The sequence below is a fragment of the Aquabacterium sp. genome (assembly GCF_049274795.1).
Lineage (GTDB): Bacteria > Pseudomonadota > Gammaproteobacteria > Burkholderiales > Burkholderiaceae_C > Aquabacterium.
On record NZ_JBASTH010000046.1, the window covers coordinates 45,478 to 65,292 of the forward strand.

General features: G+C 65.7%; 14 protein-coding genes. 12 read left to right on the forward strand and 2 right to left on the reverse strand.

All coding sequences use genetic code 11. The features are described 5' to 3' along the window. Positions 1-3: 3 nt before the first annotated feature. Positions 4-1,821, reverse strand: coding sequence for a GGDEF domain-containing protein (locus WAQ08_RS07655; RefSeq protein WP_422190589.1), 1,818 nt, complete (start codon positions 1,819-1,821; stop codon positions 4-6). 295 nt (positions 1,822-2,116) lie between these two features. Here WAQ08_RS07655 and WAQ08_RS07660 point away from each other — a divergent pair, with 295 nt between their 5' ends. The 4 genes from WAQ08_RS07660 (at position 2,117) to arsC (ending at position 6,136) form a co-directional block, all read left to right on the forward strand. After that, positions 2,117-2,734, forward strand: coding sequence for a hypothetical protein (locus tag WAQ08_RS07660; protein WP_422190591.1), 618 nt, complete (start codon positions 2,117-2,119; stop codon positions 2,732-2,734). Positions 2,735-2,818: 84 nt separating this feature from the next. Continuing rightward, positions 2,819-4,939, forward strand: a complete 2,121-nt coding sequence (locus tag WAQ08_RS07665) for an alkaline phosphatase (protein ID WP_422190593.1) — start codon at positions 2,819-2,821, stop codon at positions 4,937-4,939. Positions 4,940-4,971: 32 nt separating this feature from the next. After that, positions 4,972-5,619 (forward strand): PEP-CTERM sorting domain-containing protein, encoded by a 648-nt coding sequence (locus tag WAQ08_RS07670; protein WP_422190595.1) that lies wholly within the window; start codon positions 4,972-4,974, stop codon positions 5,617-5,619. A 97-nt stretch (positions 5,620-5,716) separates the two neighbouring features. Next, positions 5,717-6,136 carry an arsenate reductase (glutaredoxin) gene (gene arsC / locus WAQ08_RS07675; RefSeq protein ID WP_422190597.1) on the forward strand — a complete coding sequence of 140 codons (420 nt, stop codon included), beginning with the start codon at positions 5,717-5,719 and terminating at the stop codon, positions 6,134-6,136. Between the two features lie 5 nt (positions 6,137-6,141). Here the strand turns inward: arsC and WAQ08_RS07680 are convergent, their stop codons facing one another. Beyond that, entirely contained in the window at positions 6,142-6,780 is a 639-nt protein-coding gene (locus WAQ08_RS07680; protein WP_422190599.1) for a hypothetical protein, read from the reverse strand. A gap of 188 nt (positions 6,781-6,968) precedes the next feature. Between WAQ08_RS07680 and WAQ08_RS07685 the strand changes: the two genes are divergently transcribed. The 8 genes from WAQ08_RS07685 to WAQ08_RS07720 all read left to right on the forward strand — a co-directional run bounded on the left by WAQ08_RS07685 (position 6,969) and on the right by WAQ08_RS07720 (position 19,801). Continuing rightward, on the forward strand, positions 6,969-8,627 hold the full coding sequence (locus WAQ08_RS07685; protein WP_422190601.1) for a CTP synthase: 1,659 nt from the start codon (positions 6,969-6,971) through the stop codon (positions 8,625-8,627). A gap of 41 nt (positions 8,628-8,668) precedes the next feature. Next, positions 8,669-9,526, forward strand: coding sequence for a 3-deoxy-8-phosphooctulonate synthase (gene kdsA / locus WAQ08_RS07690; RefSeq protein WP_422190603.1), 858 nt, complete (start codon positions 8,669-8,671; stop codon positions 9,524-9,526). 71 nt (positions 9,527-9,597) lie between these two features. After that, positions 9,598-10,881: a phosphopyruvate hydratase gene (gene eno, locus WAQ08_RS07695; protein WP_422190605.1), complete on the forward strand. Its 1,284-nt coding sequence runs from the start codon at positions 9,598-9,600 to the stop codon at positions 10,879-10,881. A gap of 61 nt (positions 10,882-10,942) precedes the next feature. Continuing rightward, positions 10,943-11,221, forward strand: coding sequence for a cell division protein FtsB (gene ftsB / locus WAQ08_RS07700; RefSeq protein ID WP_422190607.1), 279 nt, complete (start codon positions 10,943-10,945; stop codon positions 11,219-11,221). Between the two features lie 50 nt (positions 11,222-11,271). Next, positions 11,272-11,958, forward strand: coding sequence for a nicotinamide riboside transporter PnuC (gene pnuC / locus WAQ08_RS07705; protein ID WP_422190609.1), 687 nt, complete (start codon positions 11,272-11,274; stop codon positions 11,956-11,958). Between the two features lie 3 nt (positions 11,959-11,961). Then, entirely contained in the window at positions 11,962-12,618 is a 657-nt protein-coding gene (locus tag WAQ08_RS07710; RefSeq protein WP_422190611.1) for an AAA family ATPase, read from the forward strand. Continuing rightward, positions 12,582-13,364: a pseudouridine synthase gene (locus WAQ08_RS07715; RefSeq protein WP_422190613.1), complete on the forward strand. Its 783-nt coding sequence runs from the start codon at positions 12,582-12,584 to the stop codon at positions 13,362-13,364. Before WAQ08_RS07710 ends, WAQ08_RS07715 begins: the two co-directional genes overlap by 37 nt. Positions 13,365-13,489: 125 nt before the next feature. Then, a complete protein-coding gene (locus WAQ08_RS07720; protein WP_422190615.1) occupies positions 13,490-19,801 on the forward strand; it encodes a beta strand repeat-containing protein in 6,312 nt (2,103 codons plus the stop codon). The last annotated feature ends 14 nt before the right edge of the window (positions 19,802-19,815 follow it).

A 19,815-nucleotide genomic window follows, 5' to 3' on the forward strand; every position in this document is an offset into this window, starting at 1 on the left:
TTCTCAGGCGGGTGCCAGCGCGGCGCCCTGCACGTAGACATCCCAGCCCGTCTGCTTGGCCCGCAGCTTGGCCTGTGCGGCGGCGGAGGCCACGCGGTCGGGCTCGCTGAACTGGCCGGGCACCACGCACAGTGCGCCGATCGACAGCGTGGTTAAGGGAAAGAAGCGGGGCATGCCTTCGCGGTCTTCGCTGTCGATGCCGCCTCGGGCCAGGGCCACCGGGTCGTAGAAGGTCTTCACCCGTTCGTTGAACTCCTTGACGATGCGCTCGCAGCGCTGGTGCCAGTCTTCGCTCTGAAAGAGCACCACGAAATCATCGCCGCCCACATGGCCGACGAAATCCCGCCGTGCGTCGCAGCAGGCGATGAAGGTGCTGGCGGCCAGGCGGATGACCTCGTCGCCGCGCCAGTAGCCGTAGTGGTCGTTGAAGGGCTTGAAGTGGTTCAGATCGCCATAGCAGGCCACGAAATCGCGGCCGCTGGCCAGCAGGCGGCCGATGTGTTCGCTGATGGGGATGTTGCCGGGCAGAAAGGTCAGCGGGTTGGCATGACGGGCCGCTTCGATGCGCACTTCGGTCACAGAACGCACCAGGCTTTCGCCCGTGCCGATGCCCAGGTACAGGCCGCCTTCGGTCACGATGAAGCCGTCGGTCAGGTAGCGCTGGTCTTCGGAGGTGAGCACGCCGGTGAGCTCGTCGATGCCGGTGTGCTTGTCCAGCACCAGGGGCGTGGTGTTGGCGAACAGCAGGCAGGGCTGGCGGCCGTACACCTCCTTGAAGTAGGGCTTGGCGTAGCGGTCCATGAACTTGTCGCGGTTGAGCAGGCCCATGGGGTGCCCATCCTGCAGCAGCGCCACGCTGTGCAGGGAGTCGTCGGCGCGGAAGCAGCGCTCGGCCTCGTCGTGGGTGGTGTGCATGCTCAGGCTGAGCTGCTGCAAGGTGATGCGCTCAACCGTGAAGGTGCTGCGCGTGGAGCGGGAAGGGTGGGGCAGCACCGCCACATCGCCCTGGCGGAACACGTCGCCCGCCTGCGCCAGGATCTTCTGCGCGGGCTCGGGCTGCGGCCGGCCCAGGAAGTAGCCCTGGCCGAGCTGGATGCCCAGGTCACGCACGGCCTTGAGGTCATCGGCGGTCTCGATGCCTTCGGCCACCATGGTGGTGCCCATGGTCTCGGCGATACGCACCAGTGCTCGCATGGTCTGCACCTTGTCGGCCTGGTGGGCCACGTCGCGGGCGAAGTACTTGTCGATCTTGACGTAGTCGGGCTGCAGCTCGGACCACAGGCGCAGGCTGGAGCGGCCGTCACCGAAGTCGTCCAGCGCGAGCTGCACGCCGTGGGCGCGCAAGGGCCTGACCGCGTCGATCAGCGCCGGCAGGTCGCGCACGCGTTCGTGTTCCGTCAGCTCGATCACCACGGCCGAGGGCGACAGCCCGAAGCGGCGCAGGGCGGTGATGCGGCGCTGCAGGGATTCACAGCGCAGGATGTGCATCAGGGCTTCGGCGCTGAGGTTGATGAAGAGCTTGCCCGGCGCACGCAGCGGGGTCCAGGAGGTCACGGCGGTGCGCAGGCAGGCTTCTTCCAATGCCAGCGACAGGCCTTGCTCCTGAGCCTGGGCGAACAGCGTGTCCGGCCATTGCAGGACGGTGTTCTCAGGGCCGCGCACCAGCGCCTCATGCCCGAACAGGGTGCCGTCGCCCAGGCGGACGATGGGCTGGAAGTGCATGTGGAGGGACCGGTCGGCCAGGATGCTGGCCACGCTGCCATGGGATGGGGGCGTGACGGATGAAGGCGAATCGCGGACGGGGCGCGCTTGCAAGGTCATGAGCGGTACTGCGGGTGCTGAGACGCCAACATCATCGACACGGTGCATGACGGCTTGAGGGCAGCAACAGTGACTTGCAAAAATATCGTGGAAGTTATGTGTCTGACATGAATTTGTCATTCGATCTTGGTATGATGGATGGGCGCCGGGGTCAACATGAACAACATGAACAAATGGCCCGGCCTATGCCGCATGTCATGGTGGTTTCACAGCTTTGAATGATCGTGACGGGGTGTGATCACGCTGGCCATCCCGGCCCGCAGGGGATCACGCACTGATCGCCAAGGCTGCCTCCATGAAGTCGTTCCGTTCTTTCCACATGTGCCTGCTGGTCAATCCCGCGCTGGCCCTGTCTGCTGCGATGGCCGTTGTATCGGCGCAGGCTGTGGAACTGCTGCCCCGTGAATCGGGCCACGCCCACGCTGGTGACGTGCCCATGCTGCCGCCTCCTGGCGTGGCTGTTCGTCTGCCTGCAGAGCCGCCCGTCAAAGGTGTGGCCGACCTAAAGTTCAGTGAGATGTTCAAGATGCCCGTCGGGCCGCAAGGGCTGGAGCCTAGCGCCCGCCTGCTGTCGCTGAACGGCCAGCGAGTTCGTTTGATCGGTTACATGGTCGATGCTGAATCGCGCAGCCCCGGCACCCTGATCCTGACGCCGCTGCCCGTGTCCAACGGCCACGAGGACGAAAGTTTGGCTGATGACCTGCCCCCCAGCGCCGTGTTTGTGCACCTGTCCGGCCCGGCCGCGCAGCACAGCGTGCGCAGCCTGCGTGGCCTGATCCAGCTCACCGGCACCTTGCAGGTGGGCGCGACCGACGAAGCCGATGGCCGCGTATCGTCCATCCGTCTGCGTGTCGATGAACAGACCTCACGCCTCTTGACTGGCGAGCCGGCCGCCGTGGCGTCCTCACGCTGAATTTCCCGGCATCCGAGGCAGGAGAGTTGCCCGGCTGCCTTCTTCAAGCCCCTCGATTCCAAGACCCTTTGTACGGAGAGTTCCATGTCCCACGTCCGCTTCACACGCCACGCCCTGTGCCTGGCCGCCATGTCCGCCCTGGTGTCCCTGTCTGGTCAGGCCCAGGCCGCGCCCAACATCTCGCGCCTGACGCCACCGAGCAACCCGCTGCTGGCCACGGCTGCCACCCTGGCTCGCTTCCTGCCCGGCCAGAAGTTCGATCTGCAGACCACCGTGCAGCCTGAGGCCGGCACGACCATCGCGTCCATCAGCTTCGCCGTGGACGGCAGCACCGTGGCCACCATCGCGAACAACGGCACCGCCGCCGACCAGTTCAGCGGCAAGACCAGTCTGGTCAAGACCGGCCTGGTCAGCGGCCTGGCTTCCAACACCGTGGTGGCCTCGCTGCGCGGCTACGCCAACAGCACGCCCGGCGTGCACACCCTGACCGTGACCGCCACCGACAGCGCCGGCGGCACCACCACCAAGACGGGCAACTTCGAGGTCGTGGCCATCACCGCCAACAACGGCCGTCCCGCCAAGAACATCATCATCATGCTGGGCGACGGCATGGGCTCGGCCCACCGCACGGCCGCCCGCATCGTGGCCAAGGGCTACCTGCAAGGCAAGGCCCAGAACCTGCTGGCCATGGACACCTTCCCGTACACCGGCATGGTGATGACGGCCTCGCTGAACTCCATCGTGACCGACTCTGCCCCCGGCATGGCCAACTACGTCAACGGCAACAAGGGCCAGAACAACCAGGAAGGTGTGTTCCCCGACGACACCTCGGCCGCCTTCGACAACCCGCGCATCGAGTACCTGTCCGAGTACCTCCACCGCCTCAAGGGCACCAGCCTGGGCATCGTGACCACGTCCGACGTGTTCGACGCCACGCCCGCCGCCAACGCCGTGCACACCTCGTCCCGCGGCAATGGCACCGGCATCGTCGATCAGTTCCTGGACGACAGCAGCCTGACCGGACTGAAGGTCCTGATGGGCGGTGGCCGCAAGTGGTTCCTGCCCAAGAACGCTGCGCAGACCGCCGGCACCGACAGCAATCAGCACACCTTTAACGCCACGCCCGCCGGCCTGGGCTCCAGCGCCAACGGCTCGGCCCGCGCTACCGCGTCCGACTACGTGCTGCCTGCCGACATCGTCGCCGGCTGGAACGCCGCGGCCGGTGCCATCGACAACAACCGCGACCTGATCGCCGACTTCAAGGCCGCCGGTTTTGCCTATGCCTCGGACAACACCGCGCTGCAATCGGCCGGTACGCCCGACAAGTTGCTGGGCCTGTTCTCGCTGTCGAACATGAACGTGTCCTTCGACAAAATCAACGGCCGCCGTGGTGTCAGCACCATCGTCAACGACTACGGCTTCCCCGACCAGCCCATGCTGGACGAAATGACCGTGTCCGCTCTGAACGTGCTCAACAAGAACAACACCAACGGCTTCGTGCTGATGGTGGAAGGCTCGTCGATCGACAAGCAGGCTCACCTGATGGATTCGGATCGCTGGATCCTCGAAACCATCGAGTTTGACCGCGCCGTCCAGAAGGCCAAGGCCTTCGCCACGGCCAACCCTGACACCGTCGTGATCGTCACGGCCGACCACGAGTGCTCGGGCGCCGCCATCATCGGGGCCTCCACCGTGACGGCCGCCACGCTGCAGAGCCTGGCCTCCGGTGGTGACCAGAGCACGGCCGCTCGCCGTGATGCTGTCGTGGGTACCTACGACAGCGCCAAGTTCCCCAAGTACAGCATTCAGGCTGACGGCTTCCCGCTGACCACGGACATCGACGGCAAGGTGCTGATCGGTTATGGCGCCAACGCCGACCGCTATGAAACCTGGCTGTCGAACGCTCAGCCCACGCAGGACAGCCAGCAGCCCTTCTACGGTACCTCGCCTCAGAACACCTACCCGGGCAACCCCAGCGTGCGCAACAGCAATAACGGTGTTCCCAGCGGCGCCAACGCCGAGGGCGCATCCCCCTATGTCGGCTACCTGGTCGTCGGCCAGGTGCCGGCCGACCAGGCCACGCACACCGCCACGGACATCCCCCTGTCCGCCTTCGGTCGCGGCGCTTCGCTGTTCACCGGCGTGTTCGACAACACCGATGTGTTCTTCAAGCTCGGCCAGATCGCCATCGGCGGCGCCAAGTGATCGCATCGCAGCAGTAACCTAGGAGATCCGAGATGAAACAACTCATCGCTTTGAGCGCCCTGGCGCTGGCCGGCGTGGCCGCCCAGGCATCCACCGTCGATGCCACCTTGAACTTCGACGACGTGGCCGCCGGCAGCTCGGCCAACAGCGCGCTGGGCAGCCTGGCTTCGCTGGCGCAATTCGCCAACCCGGATGTCGAGTGGGATGTCGACGAGTTCGGCAGCTACACCGGTGGCTTCCACTGGATCGACGCCACCGCCACCTACGGTGAGGTGCTGGTCGGCGCTTCGGCCTACGCTGTGTCGGGCGGCAATGTGCTGAGCAACAGTGGGCAGCCCATCCTGCTGGTGTTCAACACGCCGGTCGACATCACCTCGTTCTCGGTCCAGCAGGACACGTCCGGCTTCGGCAACCTGCAGGATGGCGGCACCTACCTGTCCTTCCTGAATGCCTCGGGGCACGAGATCAGCGCCGCCAACGTGTTCTACACCCAGGGCGGCCAGCCGGGCCTGAGCATCCAGTCGGGTGCCGTGGGCAAGGTCAGCGCCGTTCTGCTGGCCGGTGGTGTGAGCTACGACAACCTGCGCATCGTGGCAACCCCGGCGGTGCCGGAGCCGGCAGCCGGCCTGCTGGCCCTGCTGGGCGCGGGCATCGTGCTGGCACGTCGCAAGCGCGGCTGAGCGGGCAGGGCGGGCCACCTTGTGTGGCCTGCGGCCAGGCGGTGGGTGTGAAGCTGCAAGAATGCGGCTTTGCGCTCACCGCCTTTTTGCTGATTCCATGGCTTGCACCGTCACCATCTTCCACAATCCCCGCTGCGGCACTTCGCGCAACACGCTGGCCATGATCCGCAACGCCGGCATCGAGCCAGAAGTCATCGAGTACCTGCAGACGCCGCCCAGCCGGGATACGCTGCGCCAGTTGGTGGCAGCAACCGGCCTGCCAGCGCGTGAGCTGTTGCGTGCCAAGGAAGCGCTGTGCGCGGAATTGGGCCTGGACGATCCAGCCTTGGGTGACGAGGCCCTGATCGACGCCATGGCTGCCCACCCCATCCTGATCAACCGCCCACTGGTTGTGACCCCGTTGGGCACGCGCCTGTGCCGGCCGTCCGAGCTGGTGCTGGACATCCTGCCCGCCCCTTTGCAAGGCCCCTTCACGAAGGAGGATGGCGAGGTGGTGGTCGATCCGAAAAGTCGCTAGACGCTTCAGTCCCGAGGCTGGGGCAGCCCCTTGCGCCCGACCTGCTCCGTGCAGGTGGCCCACCAGTCGCTCCCGTCAGCCTGAGACGCATGGCCGGCGGCGTTGACGGTGTTCTTCCAGTGCGTGTCCGCCACGCACTGACCGAAGGTGCTGACCTGCTGGGCGTTCAGGCCCTGGGCATACAGATACGGCCCCAGAGCCGTCGTGGCCCGCTCCCGGTTGTGTACCGTGATGGTGTTTTTGCTGCAAGCCAGTGCCGCCTGGGCGGCCTGCAACTGGAACTGATCGATGGGCTTGTCCTGCGGCAGCCCGTCGATCAAGGTGGCAGCGCAGGCGCAGATGTCCTCGATCACCCTGAAATCCGGACGCTCCGTGGGCAAAGCCCCCCCCAGCAGGCGCTCCACACGCCCAGGGCAGCGGGCCTTGAACACGCGCTGCAGGTCGGCGCGGGCGAGGGGCGCGGCTGACGTGGCATCTCCCGGGTGGGTGGGCTCGCCATTGAATGACACCGGTAGGTGCTGCGTACTGCCCTGAGACTTGTTGCCGGTGGCATGGCTGCCCAGGGCGGCCAGTAGACTGGCCGTCAGGGTCACGCCTTTGAGCGCCAACCCCAGCCTTTCCCCCGATGAGCACGACTTTTTCATGATTTTCACCGCCTGCGGGACAATGAAACAAGTCTAATTAGGGTCGTATCGTCTGCCATCCATAGTTTCGCGGAGCGTGTTTTCCCGCGCGTTTCGTGTCCGCAAGGGGGCGGATGGGACGGCACCGAAGGCCTATAATGCCGCTTTACCACCGCAGCGCCCGCAACCCCGGCGGGCGCTTTTGCGCAATGACCAAGTTTGTCTTCGTCACGGGCGGTGTGGTGTCCTCGCTTGGCAAGGGCATCGCCGCCGCGTCACTGGCCGCCATTCTCGAATCGCGTGGCCTCAAAGTCACCCTCATCAAGCTCGATCCGTACATCAACGTGGATCCGGGCACGATGTCGCCGTTCCAGCACGGTGAGGTGTTCGTCACTGATGACGGCGCCGAAACCGACCTCGATCTGGGCCACTACGAGCGCTTCATCACCACGCGGATGAAGAAGGCCAACAACTTCACCACCGGCCAGATCTACAAGAGCGTGCTCGAGAAAGAGCGCCGTGGCGATTATCTGGGCAAGACCGTCCAGGTCATCCCGCACATCACCAACGAGATCCAGGATTTCGTGCGCCGTGGCGCTGGTGTCGGCACGGCCGATGCGGTGGACGTGGCCATCGTCGAGATCGGCGGCACCGTGGGCGACATCGAATCGCTGCCCTTCATGGAAGCGGCTCGCCAGATGAGCCTGAAGTCGGGCCCGGCCAGCACCGCCTTCGTGCACCTGACCTACGTGCCCTTCATCGCGGCCGCGGGCGAGCTCAAGACCAAGCCCACGCAGCACACCGTGCAGAAGATGCGCGAAATCGGCATCCAGCCCGATGCGCTGCTGTGTCGTGCCGACCGTGCCATCCCGGCGGATGAACGCGAGAAGATCTCCCTGTTCACCAACGTTCCCGAATCCGGTGTGATCTCGGTGTGGGATGCAGACACCATCTACAAGGTGCCCCGCATGCTGCACGAGCAGCACCTGGATGACCTGATCTGCACCAAGCTGCAACTGCAGACCAAACCGGCTGACCTGAGCCGCTGGGACACGTTGGTCCACGAAGTGGCCAACCCCAAGCGCGACGTCACCATCGCCATGTGCGGCAAGTACACGGACCTGTCCGATTCGTACAAGTCGCTCAACGAGGCGCTGCGCCACGCCGGCATCCACAACCATGCCCGCGTCAACATCGAGTACGTCGATTCCGAGACGCTCACGCCCGAAACCGCCAGCCAGCTCGGCCAGTACGACGCCATCCTGGTGCCCGGCGGCTTTGGCAAGCGCGGCGTGGAAGGCAAGATCGTGGCCGCGCAGTACGCCCGCGAGCACGGCATCCCCTACCTGGGTATCTGCCTGGGCATGCAGGTGGCCACCATCGAATACGCCCGCCATAAGGCTGGCCTGGCTGGTGCCAACAGCACCGAGTTCGACGCCACCACGCCGCATCCCGTAATCGCCCTGATCGACGAGTGGCTGGACGCCGACGGCACCGTGCAGAAGCGCGATGCCGGCTCCGACCTGGGCGGCACGATGCGCCTGGGCGCGCAGAGCTCCGACGTCAAGCCCGGCACCCTGGCCCACGAGATCTACGGCCCGGTCGTGACCGAGCGCCACCGCCACCGCTACGAGGCCAACGAGCACTACCTGGACCGCCTGCAGCAGGCCGGCCTGGTGATCTCGGCCATCACCCAGCGCGAAAAGCTCACCGAAATGGTCGAGCTGCCACGCACGGTGCACCCGTGGTACGTCGGCGTACAGTTCCACCCCGAATTCAAGTCCACCCCCTGGGACGGCCACCCGCTGTTCATCGGCTACATCAAGGCCGCGCTCCAGCATCAGGACGCGGGCAAGGCCGCGGCCTGAGCCCATCAAGAACAACGGACACGACGCGACCGGAGCACACCATGAAACTCTGCGGATTCGACATCGGCCTGGACCGCCCCTTCTTCCTGATCGCCGGCCCCTGCGTGGTCGAGTCCGAGCAGCTGCAGATGGACACGGCCGGCACGCTCAAGGAGATTACCTCCGCCCTGGGTATCCCCTTCATCTTCAAGTCGAGCTACGACAAGGCCAACCGCTCCAGCGGCACCTCGTTCCGCGGCCCGGGCATGGACAAGGGTCTGGAGATCCTGGCCAAGCTCAAGCGCGAGCTGAACGTGCCCATCCTGACGGACGTGCACACCGAAGCCGAGATCCCCACAGTGGCCTCGGTGGTCGACGTGCTGCAGACGCCGGCCTTCCTGTGCCGCCAGACGGATTTCATCCGCGCCGTGGCCCAGAGCGGCAAGCCGGCCAACATCAAGAAGGGCCAGTTCCTGGCTCCAGGCGACATGAAGAACGTGATCGACAAGGCCCGTGCCGCCGCGCGCGAAAAGGGCCTGACCGACGACGTGTTCATGGCCTGTGAGCGTGGTGCCAGCTTCGGCTACAACAACCTCGTCTCGGACATGCGCTCGCTGGCGATCATGCGCGAGACGGGGGCCCCTGTGGTGTTCGACGCCACCCACTCGGTGCAACTGCCGGGCGGGCAGGGCACCAGCTCGGGCGGCCAGCGCGAGTTCGTGCCCGTGCTGTCGCGCGCGGCCGTGGCCGTGGGCATCTCGGGCCTGTTCATGGAAACGCACCCCGATCCCGCCTGCGCGATGAGCGACGGCCCCAATGCCGTGCCGCTCAAGCACATGAAGGCCTTGCTCGAAACCCTGGTCGAACTCGACCGCATCACCAAGAAGAACGGTTTTCTGGAGACCAACTTCTCTGCCTGATGCCTAGACTGACGATTCCAGCAGTTCCACACATCTCCAAAACTTTCAACATCTCTTGAGGATTCAGACAGATGAGCGCCATCGTTGACATCATCGGCCGCGAGGTCATTGACAGCCGCGGAAACCCGACCGTCGAGTGCGACGTGCTGCTGGAAAGCGGCCACATGGGCCGTGCAGCCGTGCCGTCGGGTGCATCCACTGGCTCGCGCGAAGCGATCGAACTGCGTGATGGCGACAAGTCCCGCTACCTGGGCAAGGGTGTGTTGAAGGCCGTTGAGCACATCAACACCGAGATCTCCGAAGCCGTGCTGGGCCTGGACGCTTCCGAGCAGTCCTTCCTGGACAAGACGATGATCGACCTGGACGGCACCGAGAACAAGAGCCGCCTGGGCGCCAACGCCATGCTGGCCGTGTCCATGGCCGTGGCCCGTGCCGCTTCCGAAGAAGCCGGCCTGCCCTTGTACCGCTACTTCGGCGGCATGGGTGCCGTGCAGATGCCCGTGCCGATGATGAACGTCATCAACGGTGGCGCGCACGCCAACAACAATCTGGATCTGCAGGAACTGATGATCCTGCCCGTGGGCGCCCCGACCTTCCGCGAAGCCGTGCGTTACGGCGCCGAGGTGTTCCACGCCCTCAAGAAGATCATCCACGACAAGGGCCTGAGCACCGCCGTGGGCGACGAGGGCGGTTTCGCCCCCAGCGTGGCCAGCCATGAAGCCGCCATCCAACTGATCCTGGAAGCCATCGACAAGGCCGGCTTTGTGGCCGGTGAGCAGATCGCCCTGGGCCTAGACTGCGCCGCCAGCGAGTTCTACAAGGACGGCAAGTACCACCTCGAAGGCGAAGGCCTGAGCCTGAGTGCCGAGCAGTGGACCGACATGCTGGCCACCTGGTGCGACAAGTACCCGATCATCTCGATCGAAGACGGCATGCACGAAGGCGACTGGGCCGGCTGGGCCCACCTGACCGAACGTCTGGGCAAGAAGGTTCAGCTGGTGGGCGACGACCTGTTCGTCACCAACACCAAGATCCTGAAGGAAGGCATCGACAAGGGCATCGCCAACTCGATCCTGATCAAGATCAACCAGATCGGCACGCTGTCGGAAACCTTCGCCGCCATCGAGATGGCCAAGCGCGCCGGCTACACCGCCGTGATCAGCCACCGCTCGGGCGAGACGGAAGACAATACCATCGCCGACATCGCCGTGGGCACCAACGCCGGCCAGATCAAGACCGGCTCCATGAGCCGCTCGGACCGCATCAGCAAGTACAACCAGTTGCTGCGCATCGAAGAGGACCTGGGCAACGTGGCCGTGTACCCCGGCCGCAGCGCGTTCTACAACCTGCGCTGATCGCCCTGAGGGCCCCTCCGGGGGCCCTTTTTACATCGTTTCGATCTGTTAAGCTTTCCGGATGCGCGTTGTCACCCTGATCCTGCTGGCCCTTCTGGCCGTGGTGCATGCCGAACTGTGGTTCGGCAAGGGTGGTGTGCCCCGCGTGATGTCGCTGCGTACGCACCTGCAGGAGCAGAACGAGCGCAATGTAGGCTTCGAGGCCCGTAACGAGCAGGTCGCCGCCGAGGTGCGTGACCTGCAGGAGGGCCTGGACATGGCCGAAGAGATCGCCCGCACCGAGCTGGGCATGGTCAAGCCCGACGAGATCTACGTGCAGATCACCGCGTCTGCCCGCTGAGGCCTGCTGCAGGCTGACCGATCGACCAAGCCCCCTGGCTTTGCTGCCTCATGAGTTTCCCCTTCGTTGACCTGCTCATCGCCGATGCGCTGGCCTGGGTCGACCCATGGCTGGCGCCGTGGTGGACGGCCTGGGGCATGCCGGTGAGCCGGCTGGAGGCCCTGGCCTGCGTGCTCTCGCTGGCCATGGTGGGCTTCAACCTTCGGGTCAACCCATTGGGCTGGCCGCTGGCCATCATCAGCTCCGTGCTTTATGGGCTGCTTTTTGCGCGCAGCAAGTTGTATGGCGAGGCCTCGCTGCAACTGGTGTTCGTGGCGCTGGCGGTGTGGGGCTGGTGGCAGTGGCTGCGGGGTACCGATGATCAGCAGCATCGGCTCACGGTGCGGGCCTTGTCCGTGCTGGGGCGATGGCGTGCCGTCGTGCTGGTGTTGCTGTTGTGGCCCTTGATCGGCCTGCTGCTGGACCACGTCACGGATTCCGATGTGCCTTACTGGGATGCCCTGCCCACGGCTGGCAGCCTGGTGGGGCAGTGGTTGCTGGGCCGCAAGTGGGTGGAGAACTGGCCCTGCTGGGTGGCGGTCAACGTGGCCAGCATGATGCTGTTCGCGCACAAGGAACTGTGGCTCACGGTGGGGCTGTATGGCGTGTTTGCCGTGCTGGCCCTGTGGGGCTGGCGCCAGTGGCACCGAAAGGCCCAGAGGCAGAACGTCGACGGGCCCTTGCCTCAGGGGCTGTGAGGCATGGCGGGTTCCCAATCCATGGGCCAGGTCGTGGCCATCGTGGGCGCTGAAAGCACAGGCAAGTCCACCCTGGCCCTTGAACTGCATCGGGTGCTGACAGCGCGCGGCATGTCCGTGGCCCTGGTGACCGAGGCCTTGCGTGATTTCTGCGATCAGCATGGGCGAACGCCTCGTGTTGACGAGCAGGCCGCCATCGCGGCGGAGCAAAGCCGACGCATCCATGAGGCGGCTGCAACGCATGCGCTGGTTTTGGCCGACACCACCGCGTTGATGATTGCGGTCTACAGCGATCTGATCTTCCAGGACAACAGCCTGTATGCCCAGACCGAGCACGATCACGCACAGGCCAGCATGACCTTGCTGACAGCGCTGGACCTGCCGTGGGAGCGCGATGGCCTGATCCGTGATGGCCCTCACGTGCGGGTGCCGGTCGATACCCTGGTGCGGCAGGCCCTGCAACGCACCAGCGCGCCCTACGCGGTGGTGGCTGGTGTGGGTGTGGCCCGCGTGCAGCGTGCGCTGGAGGCAGTCGAGCATCTGCTGGATACGCCGGCCCGGCAGGCGCGGGCCGGGCAGGGCACGCGCTGGCGATGGTTCTGCGAAAACTGCGACGACGGTGAATGCGAGCAGCACTGGCTGCCTCGGGCCGCGCCGTGAGCGAGCCCGGTGAACTGGCGGTGCTGTGGCGTGATGAGCGCCTGGTGGCCGTGCACAAGCCGGCCGGCTGGCTGGTTCACCGCACCGGGCTGGATGCGCACGAAACACGCTTCGTGGTGCAGACCTTGCGCGCTCAGTTGGGGCAGCGCGTGCATCCCGTCCATCGGCTGGACAAGGGCACCTCGGGCGTGCTGCTGATGGCGCTGGACAGCGAGGCCGCCCGGCGCATTGCTCAGGCCTTCGAGGCGCGTGCGGTCGACAAGCGCTATGTGGCCTTCGTGCGTGGCTGGCTGCCCGATGCGGTACAGGTCGATCACCCGCTCAAGCCGGACGATGCGCCAGCCGATGCGTTACCCCAGGGGGCCGTGACGGCATTTCGTTGTCTTGAGCGCGTGGAACTGGCCGAGGCGGTGGAGCCCCGCCATCCGACCACCCGCGTGTCGCTGGTGGAGGCTCGGCCGACCACGGGCAGGCGTCATCAGATCCGGCGGCACCTCAAGCACCTCTCGCATCCCATCATCGGTGATGCCACCCACGGCAAGGGGCTGCACAACCGCTGGTGGGCACAGCGCCTGGGTCTGCAAAGGCTCTGGCTGCATGCCGTCGAACTGGCATTCACGCATCCCTTCAGCGGCGCGGGCTTGCGCATCGAGTCACCTTGGCACGAGGATCCGCAGTGGCAGCACTTGCTGAAGTCCCTCCAGGCGGAGGGCGAAGCGGGCGAATCTCGCACCTTGCCGGATTGACGGCGCCGAATCGCTGAAAACCGTGCCAAAGGCCTGCTAATCCTCGTTTCAGCCCATCAAGTCAAAACCGATACTGAACGGTAAGCCGTCGATTGGTCCGACGGTATGCCAGGGTTTCGAGAACGATGGCTTCGCTGATCACCAGTTTGTCTACCGCGCAGATCGCCTCGCTGTCAGCGAAAACGATCTCGGCTTTCGGCACGGACGACTGGGCCGCGTTCTCCACTGCGCAGATCGCAGCGCTCACGACCAGCCAGATCACGGCAGTGGGCACCACCGCGCTGCAGATGCTCACGCCGGTGCAGTTTGCCGCGTTCGAGACGGCGGACATCCGCTTGTTCACCCAGGCGCAGATCCAGTCGCTGGGCGGGGCGCAGCTTGCCGCGCTGACCACCAGCCAGGTTCAGGTGCTGACCAGCACGCAGATCCGGGCGCTCACGACCACGCAGATCGCCTCGCTGGAAAGCGAAGAAATCAAGGCACTGACCAGCAGCCAGGTGGCGGTGCTGGGCAGCAGCCAGATCGGCGCCTTGAGCACGGCGCAGATCAGCCAGATGGAGACGGCCGATGTCCGCGCCATCAACACGACCGCACTCAAGAGCCTGGGCTCGGCCCAGATCGAGGTGCTGGCAACTTCGCAGATCCAGGCGCTGACCACAGCTCAGGTGCGCGCCCTGGAAACAACCCAGGTGCAGGCGCTCAAGACTGAACACATTGCCGCCCTGATCACATCACAGGTGGCGGCGCTGACCAGCGCGCAGGCCTCCGCACTGGCCACGGGGCAGGTGAATGCCTTGGGCACGGACAGTGTCGCGGCTTTGCAGACGGCCACCCTGCGTGGCCTGAACACCGAAGCCATGCAGGCCTTGAGCACAGGTGCTGTGGCCGCGTTGACCACGGCCCAGGTGGCCTCGCTCAACAGCACACAGGTGGGCGGCTTGACCAGCAGCCAGGTCAGTGCGCTGGAAACGGCGGACCTGCGCAGCATGAACAGCACAGCTTTGCGCGCCCTGGGCACGGAGCAGGTGGCGGCCTTGAACAGCGCGCACGTGGCAGCGCTCACCACCGGCCAGATCAAGGGCCTGACTTCGGAGCAGGTTGCGGCGCTGGGCACGCAGGAAGTGGCCGCCCTGAGCTCTCAGCAAGTGGCGACGTTGAACAGCGTGCAGGTATCGGCCCTGGGAACGCGGCAGGTGGCCGCGCTGGAGACCCTGGACATCCGCGCACTGGGGACCACGGCGCTCAAGGCGTTCAGCACCAGTCAGATCGAGGCGCTGAGCTCTGCCCAGGTGGCCGCGCTCAACACGGCCCATATCCGTGTGCTGAGCACTGCGCAGATCGCTGCCCTGCAGACGCAGGACATCGTGGCGCTCACCACGTCGCAGGTGGTGGCGCTGTCGAGCACGCAACTGGCCGCAATGAGCACGGCCCAGATCGCCGCGTTCGAGACCAGTGATCTGGCGGCATTGCAGACAGCAGCATTGCGTGGCTGGGCCAGTGATGCCCTGCGTGCGCTGACCACGGCGGAAGTGGCTGCTTTGACCACGGCGCAGGTGGCGGTTCTGAGCAGTGCGCAGGTCGTCGGCCTGAGCACGGCCCAGGTGGCCGCCATGGAAACGGCAGACGTGCGTGCCCTGTCCACGGCCGCCCTGCGCTCTCTGAGCACGGCGCAGGTGGAGGCCTTGACGTCTTCGCAGGTGGCGGCGCTGGGCAGCGCACAGATCAAGGCGCTGACAACGGCTCAGGTGGCTGCCTTGAGCACCGAAGACATCGCCGCACTCACCACGCTGCAGGCGGCCACGCTGGACAGCGCCCAAGTGGGCGCCCTGAGCACAGCCCAGGTGGCCCAGCTCGAAACCACCGATCTGCGCGCCTTGAACACCGCTGCGGTGCGGGGCCTGAGCACCGCGCAGGTCGAGGCTCTGACATCCAGCCAGGTGGCGGCTCTCACGACTGCCCAGATCAAGGCCATGAGCACGGCTCAGATCGCGGCCATCGGCACCGATGACGTCGTGGCGATGACCTCGGCCCAGTTCGCAGCGCTGTCGAGCGTCCAGGTCAATGCCTTGAACTCCGCACAGATAGCCGTGTTGGATGCGGCCGATTTCACGGCCATGGGGACCACCGTATTGCGTGCCCTGGGCACGGCTGCGCTGGCCGCCTTGAGCACCACCCAGATCGTCGATCTCACCACCGCGCAGGTCGCGGCCCTGGGCAGCCAGCAGTTGGCAGCGCTAAGCACGGCGCAGATCGCGGCGCTGGAAACGCGTGATGTGCAGGCCATGTCCACCATTGCGCTGCGGGGCTTGAGCGTTGCGCAACTCGATGCGCTGAACAGCGACCAGATCGCGGCCCTGAGCACCCGCCAGATTGTCGCGTTGACTTCGGCGCAGGTGGGCGGCTGGTCCACGGCCGACCTCAATGCCTTGAGCACCGCGCAGGCGGCTGCCCTGGGCAGCAACCAGATCGCTGCCTTGAGCACCACACAGATCGCCAATCTGGAGACGGCAGACCTGGCAGCCTGGTCCACGGCCAGCCTGAGGGGGCTGAGCACCGCACAGATCGCCGCCCTGGGCACGGACCATGTGGCTGCACTCACCACGACCCAGTTCAAGGTCTTGGGCAGCGCCCAGCTGGCGGCCTTGAATACGGCCGACATCGTGGCGTTGAGCACGGCGCAGGCCGACTCGCTGTCGAGCACGCAGGTCAATGGCCTGAGCACGGCGCAGATCGCCGCGATCGAGACGGCAGACCTGGCAGTGATGGGGACGGCGGTGGTGCGCGCCTTCGGAACCGATGCCATTCAGGCCCTGGGCAGCGCCCAACTGGCGGCGTTGACGACAGCGCAGGCCGCTTCGCTCACCAGCACGCAGGCGGCGGCGCTGACCACCATCCAGATCACGGCCCTGGAGACCCAGGATCTGCAGGCCCTGTCCACCGCGGCCGTACGCGCCTTGAGCGCTGCGCAGATCGAGGCATTCAGCGCTGATCAGTTCACCGCGCTGACCACCCGCCAGATCGGTTCACTGACGACCGGCCAGGTGCAGATGCTGACCACCGCGCAGGTGGTGGCCTTGAGCACGACGCAGTTCTCGGCCCTGTCGAGCAGCCAGGTGGCGGCCTTGAGCACGGCCCAGGTGACGGCCATCGAGACCGATGACCTGAGAACCTTGAGCACCAGCGCCGTGCGCGCCTTGAGCGTGGAGCAGATCGAGGCCCTGGGCACCACCCAGATCGCCGCGCTGAGTACTGCGCAACTCAATGCGCTCACCTCGACCCAGCTGTCGGTGCTGTCGGCCGAAGACATCGTGGCCTTGAGCACCGCCCAGGTCGCCGGCTTGTCGTCCACGCAAGTGGCGTTGCTGAGCGAAGACCAGATGATGGCGATGCAGACGGAGGATCTGGCCGCCATGGCCACGGCCGCCCTGCGCGTGATGGGCACCAGCCAGCTTGCCAGCCTGAGCGCAGAGCAGATCGCCGCATTGACATCCTCCCAGGTGGGCGTACTGACATCGACCCAGGTCAAGGCCCTGACGCTGGACCAGGTGGCCGCCATCGAGACCACCGACCTGGTGGCGCTGAGCACCGCCACCCTGCGCCAGATGAGCGTGGATCAGATCGTCTCCTTGAGCACCGCGCAGATCGCGGCCCTGGGCACGGTGCAGCTCAATGGGCTGACCAGCGCCCAGGTCTCCGCCTTGTCGGGCGACAGCATCGTGGCCCTTACTACCGCTCAGTTCGCCGGCCTGAGCACGACACAAGTGCAGGCACTGACGGCTGAGCAGGTGTCGGTGATCGAAACGCAGGATCTGATCCAGCTCGGCACGGCAGCGATCCGCGTGCTCGGCGTTGACCAGATCGCGGTGCTGTCCGAGGCGCAGATCGCAGCCCTCACGTCCACCCAGATTGGGGCCCTGACATCGACACAGGTTCAAGCCTTGCGGGCCGAGCAGGTGGCGGCCATCGAGACCGGTGATCTGGCTGCCCTCAGCAGCACCATGCTGCGCACGCTCAGCGCTGAGCAGCTCGATGCCTTCACCACGGCGCAGATCGCCACGCTGAGCGCGGAGCAGGTCAACGGGCTGAGCACGGCGCAGATCGCCGGCTTGTCCTTCACCAGCGTGATGGCGATGAGCACGGCGCAGTTCGCGGCGCTGTCCAGCACGCAGGCCCAGGCCTTGACCGCCGAGCAGGTCTCGGTGCTGGAGACGCAGGATGTGGCCGCGTTGAACACAGCGGCGCTCCACGCGATGAGCACCGACCAGATCGCGGCGTTCACGCCCGACCAGATCCTGGCGCTCGGCACGCAGCAGATCGCTGCGCTGGGGTCTGCGCAGGTGAGGGCGTTGACGCCCGAGCAGATCACGGCCTTGCAAGCCGAGGACTTGGCCGTCCTGGGCACGGGCATGTTGCGCGTGATGGGTGTGGAGCAGATCGACGCCCTGAGCGCCGAGCAGATCGCTTCCCTGAGCACAGCCCAGGTCAATGCGCTCACATCGACGCAGGTGGCCTCACTGTCCTACGAGGACGTCATCGCGCTGACCACCACGCAGTTCGCTGCGTTGTCCAGCACGCAGATGCAGTCTTTCACGACCGCGCAGATCACCGTCATCGAGACGCAGGACATCGCCGCATTGAGCACAGCTGCACTGGCGGTGCTGAGCACGTCGGCCATCGCCGTGCTGGGCGTGGAGCAGACACAGGCCCTGGGCACCGCCCAGATCCACGCGCTGGGTACGGCCCAGGTGGCCTCCCTCACGCAGGATCAATTGGCGAACCTGAGCACGGACCAGTTGCAGGCCTTGGGCACGCAGGCAGTCTCGGTGCTGTCGGCCAGCCAGATGGATGCGTTGAGTGCCGAGCAACTGGCGGGCTTCTCGACCTACCAGATCGCGGCACTGGGTTCCGAGCAAGTGACTGCGCTGCGGGCAGACCAAGTGGCAGCGATGGGCACGGGCCAGATCGCTGTTCTGGGGTCGGCGCAGGTGGCGGCCCTGGAGGTGGATGACATCGCTGCACTTGGGTCGGCACAGATCGTGGCCTTGAGCACGGCGCAGTTTGCCTGGCTCAGTACCTCGCAGGTGTCCGCGCTGCAGGCCGACCAATTGGCCGCTATGGAAACCCGTGATGTGCAGGCCCTGTCGTCCAGCCAGGTGCATGCGCTGTCGCTGGAGCAGGTGGGGGCCTGGTCCACGGCGCAACTGGCCGCGCTGTCCACCACAGGCGTCAAGGGCTTGGGTGCTGACGTGATCAGTGGCTTCGGCAGTCAGGAGATCGCTGCCTTGAGCACGGCTCAGGTGTCGGCCCTGACCACCGAGCAGATGGCGGTATTGACCGTTGACCACATCGCGGCGATGGACGCAGGCGATGTGGCGGCCTTCTCGGCCGCAGGCACGGCTGTGCTGGCCACCAGTGTGATCGCTGCGCTGAACACGGCCCAGTTCTCATCGCTCAAGTACTTCAGCTTGCAAGCGCTCACGGCGGAGCAGATTGCCGCCATCGGCACGGACGCCATCGTGGCGATGACGACCGTGCAGGTCAAGGCGTTCACGCCGGAGCAGATCACCGCTTTCACCACCGAGCAGATCGCCGCTTTCGAGACGGCGGACCTGGCCGCGATGACGATGGTGCAATCCAGCGCCTTCACCAACGACCAGCTCAGCGCGATGAGCAATGATCAGTTCTACGCGATGCAGTCGACGTCGCCGATCGTGCTGGATCTGGATTTCGATGGTGTGCGCACAGTGGCGGCCAGCCATGGCGTGAACTTTGACATCACGGCCACGGGTCGTACCAGCCAGGTCGGCTGGGCATCACCCACGGATGGCCTGCTGGTGATGGACCGCAACCATGATGGCTTGATCAACGATGGCTCGGAGTTGTTCGGTTCCGCGACCAGGCTGGCGTCTGGCGAACGTGCAGGCGATGGTTTCCGTGCGCTGGCGGAGCTGGATGCCGACCGCGATGGCCGGATCACCAGCGCCGATGCGCATTGGAAAGACCTGCAACTGTGGATCGATGCCAACCAGAATGGCGTCACCGATGCGGGCGAGCTCAAATCACTGGACGAGCAGGGCATCAGCAGCCTGAACTTGCAGGCCGAACGCGGCACCGCCATGGACAACGGCAACCTGATGGGCCTGGTGTCGAGCTATGAGACGCGCGACGGCCAGCAGCACGAGATGGTCGATGTGTGGTTCAGCAAGCACCGTGTCGAGACCAGCGATGTGCTGGCCGAGCCTGCGCCGGATGCCGTGAGCGCGGCTGCGTTGTCGGCGCTGAATCAGCCGGACTCGTCAAGCCAAGCCGGTGGCGTGGTGCCTCATGCGGACCTGAGTCAGTCCACTGCATTGGCCCAATCGCCAGATGCGACCCTGGTGTCCACCACCCTGCGTCAGGTGGATGAACAGCAGAACCAGGGCACGCCGCTGATCTGAGCGGCGGCGCGCCT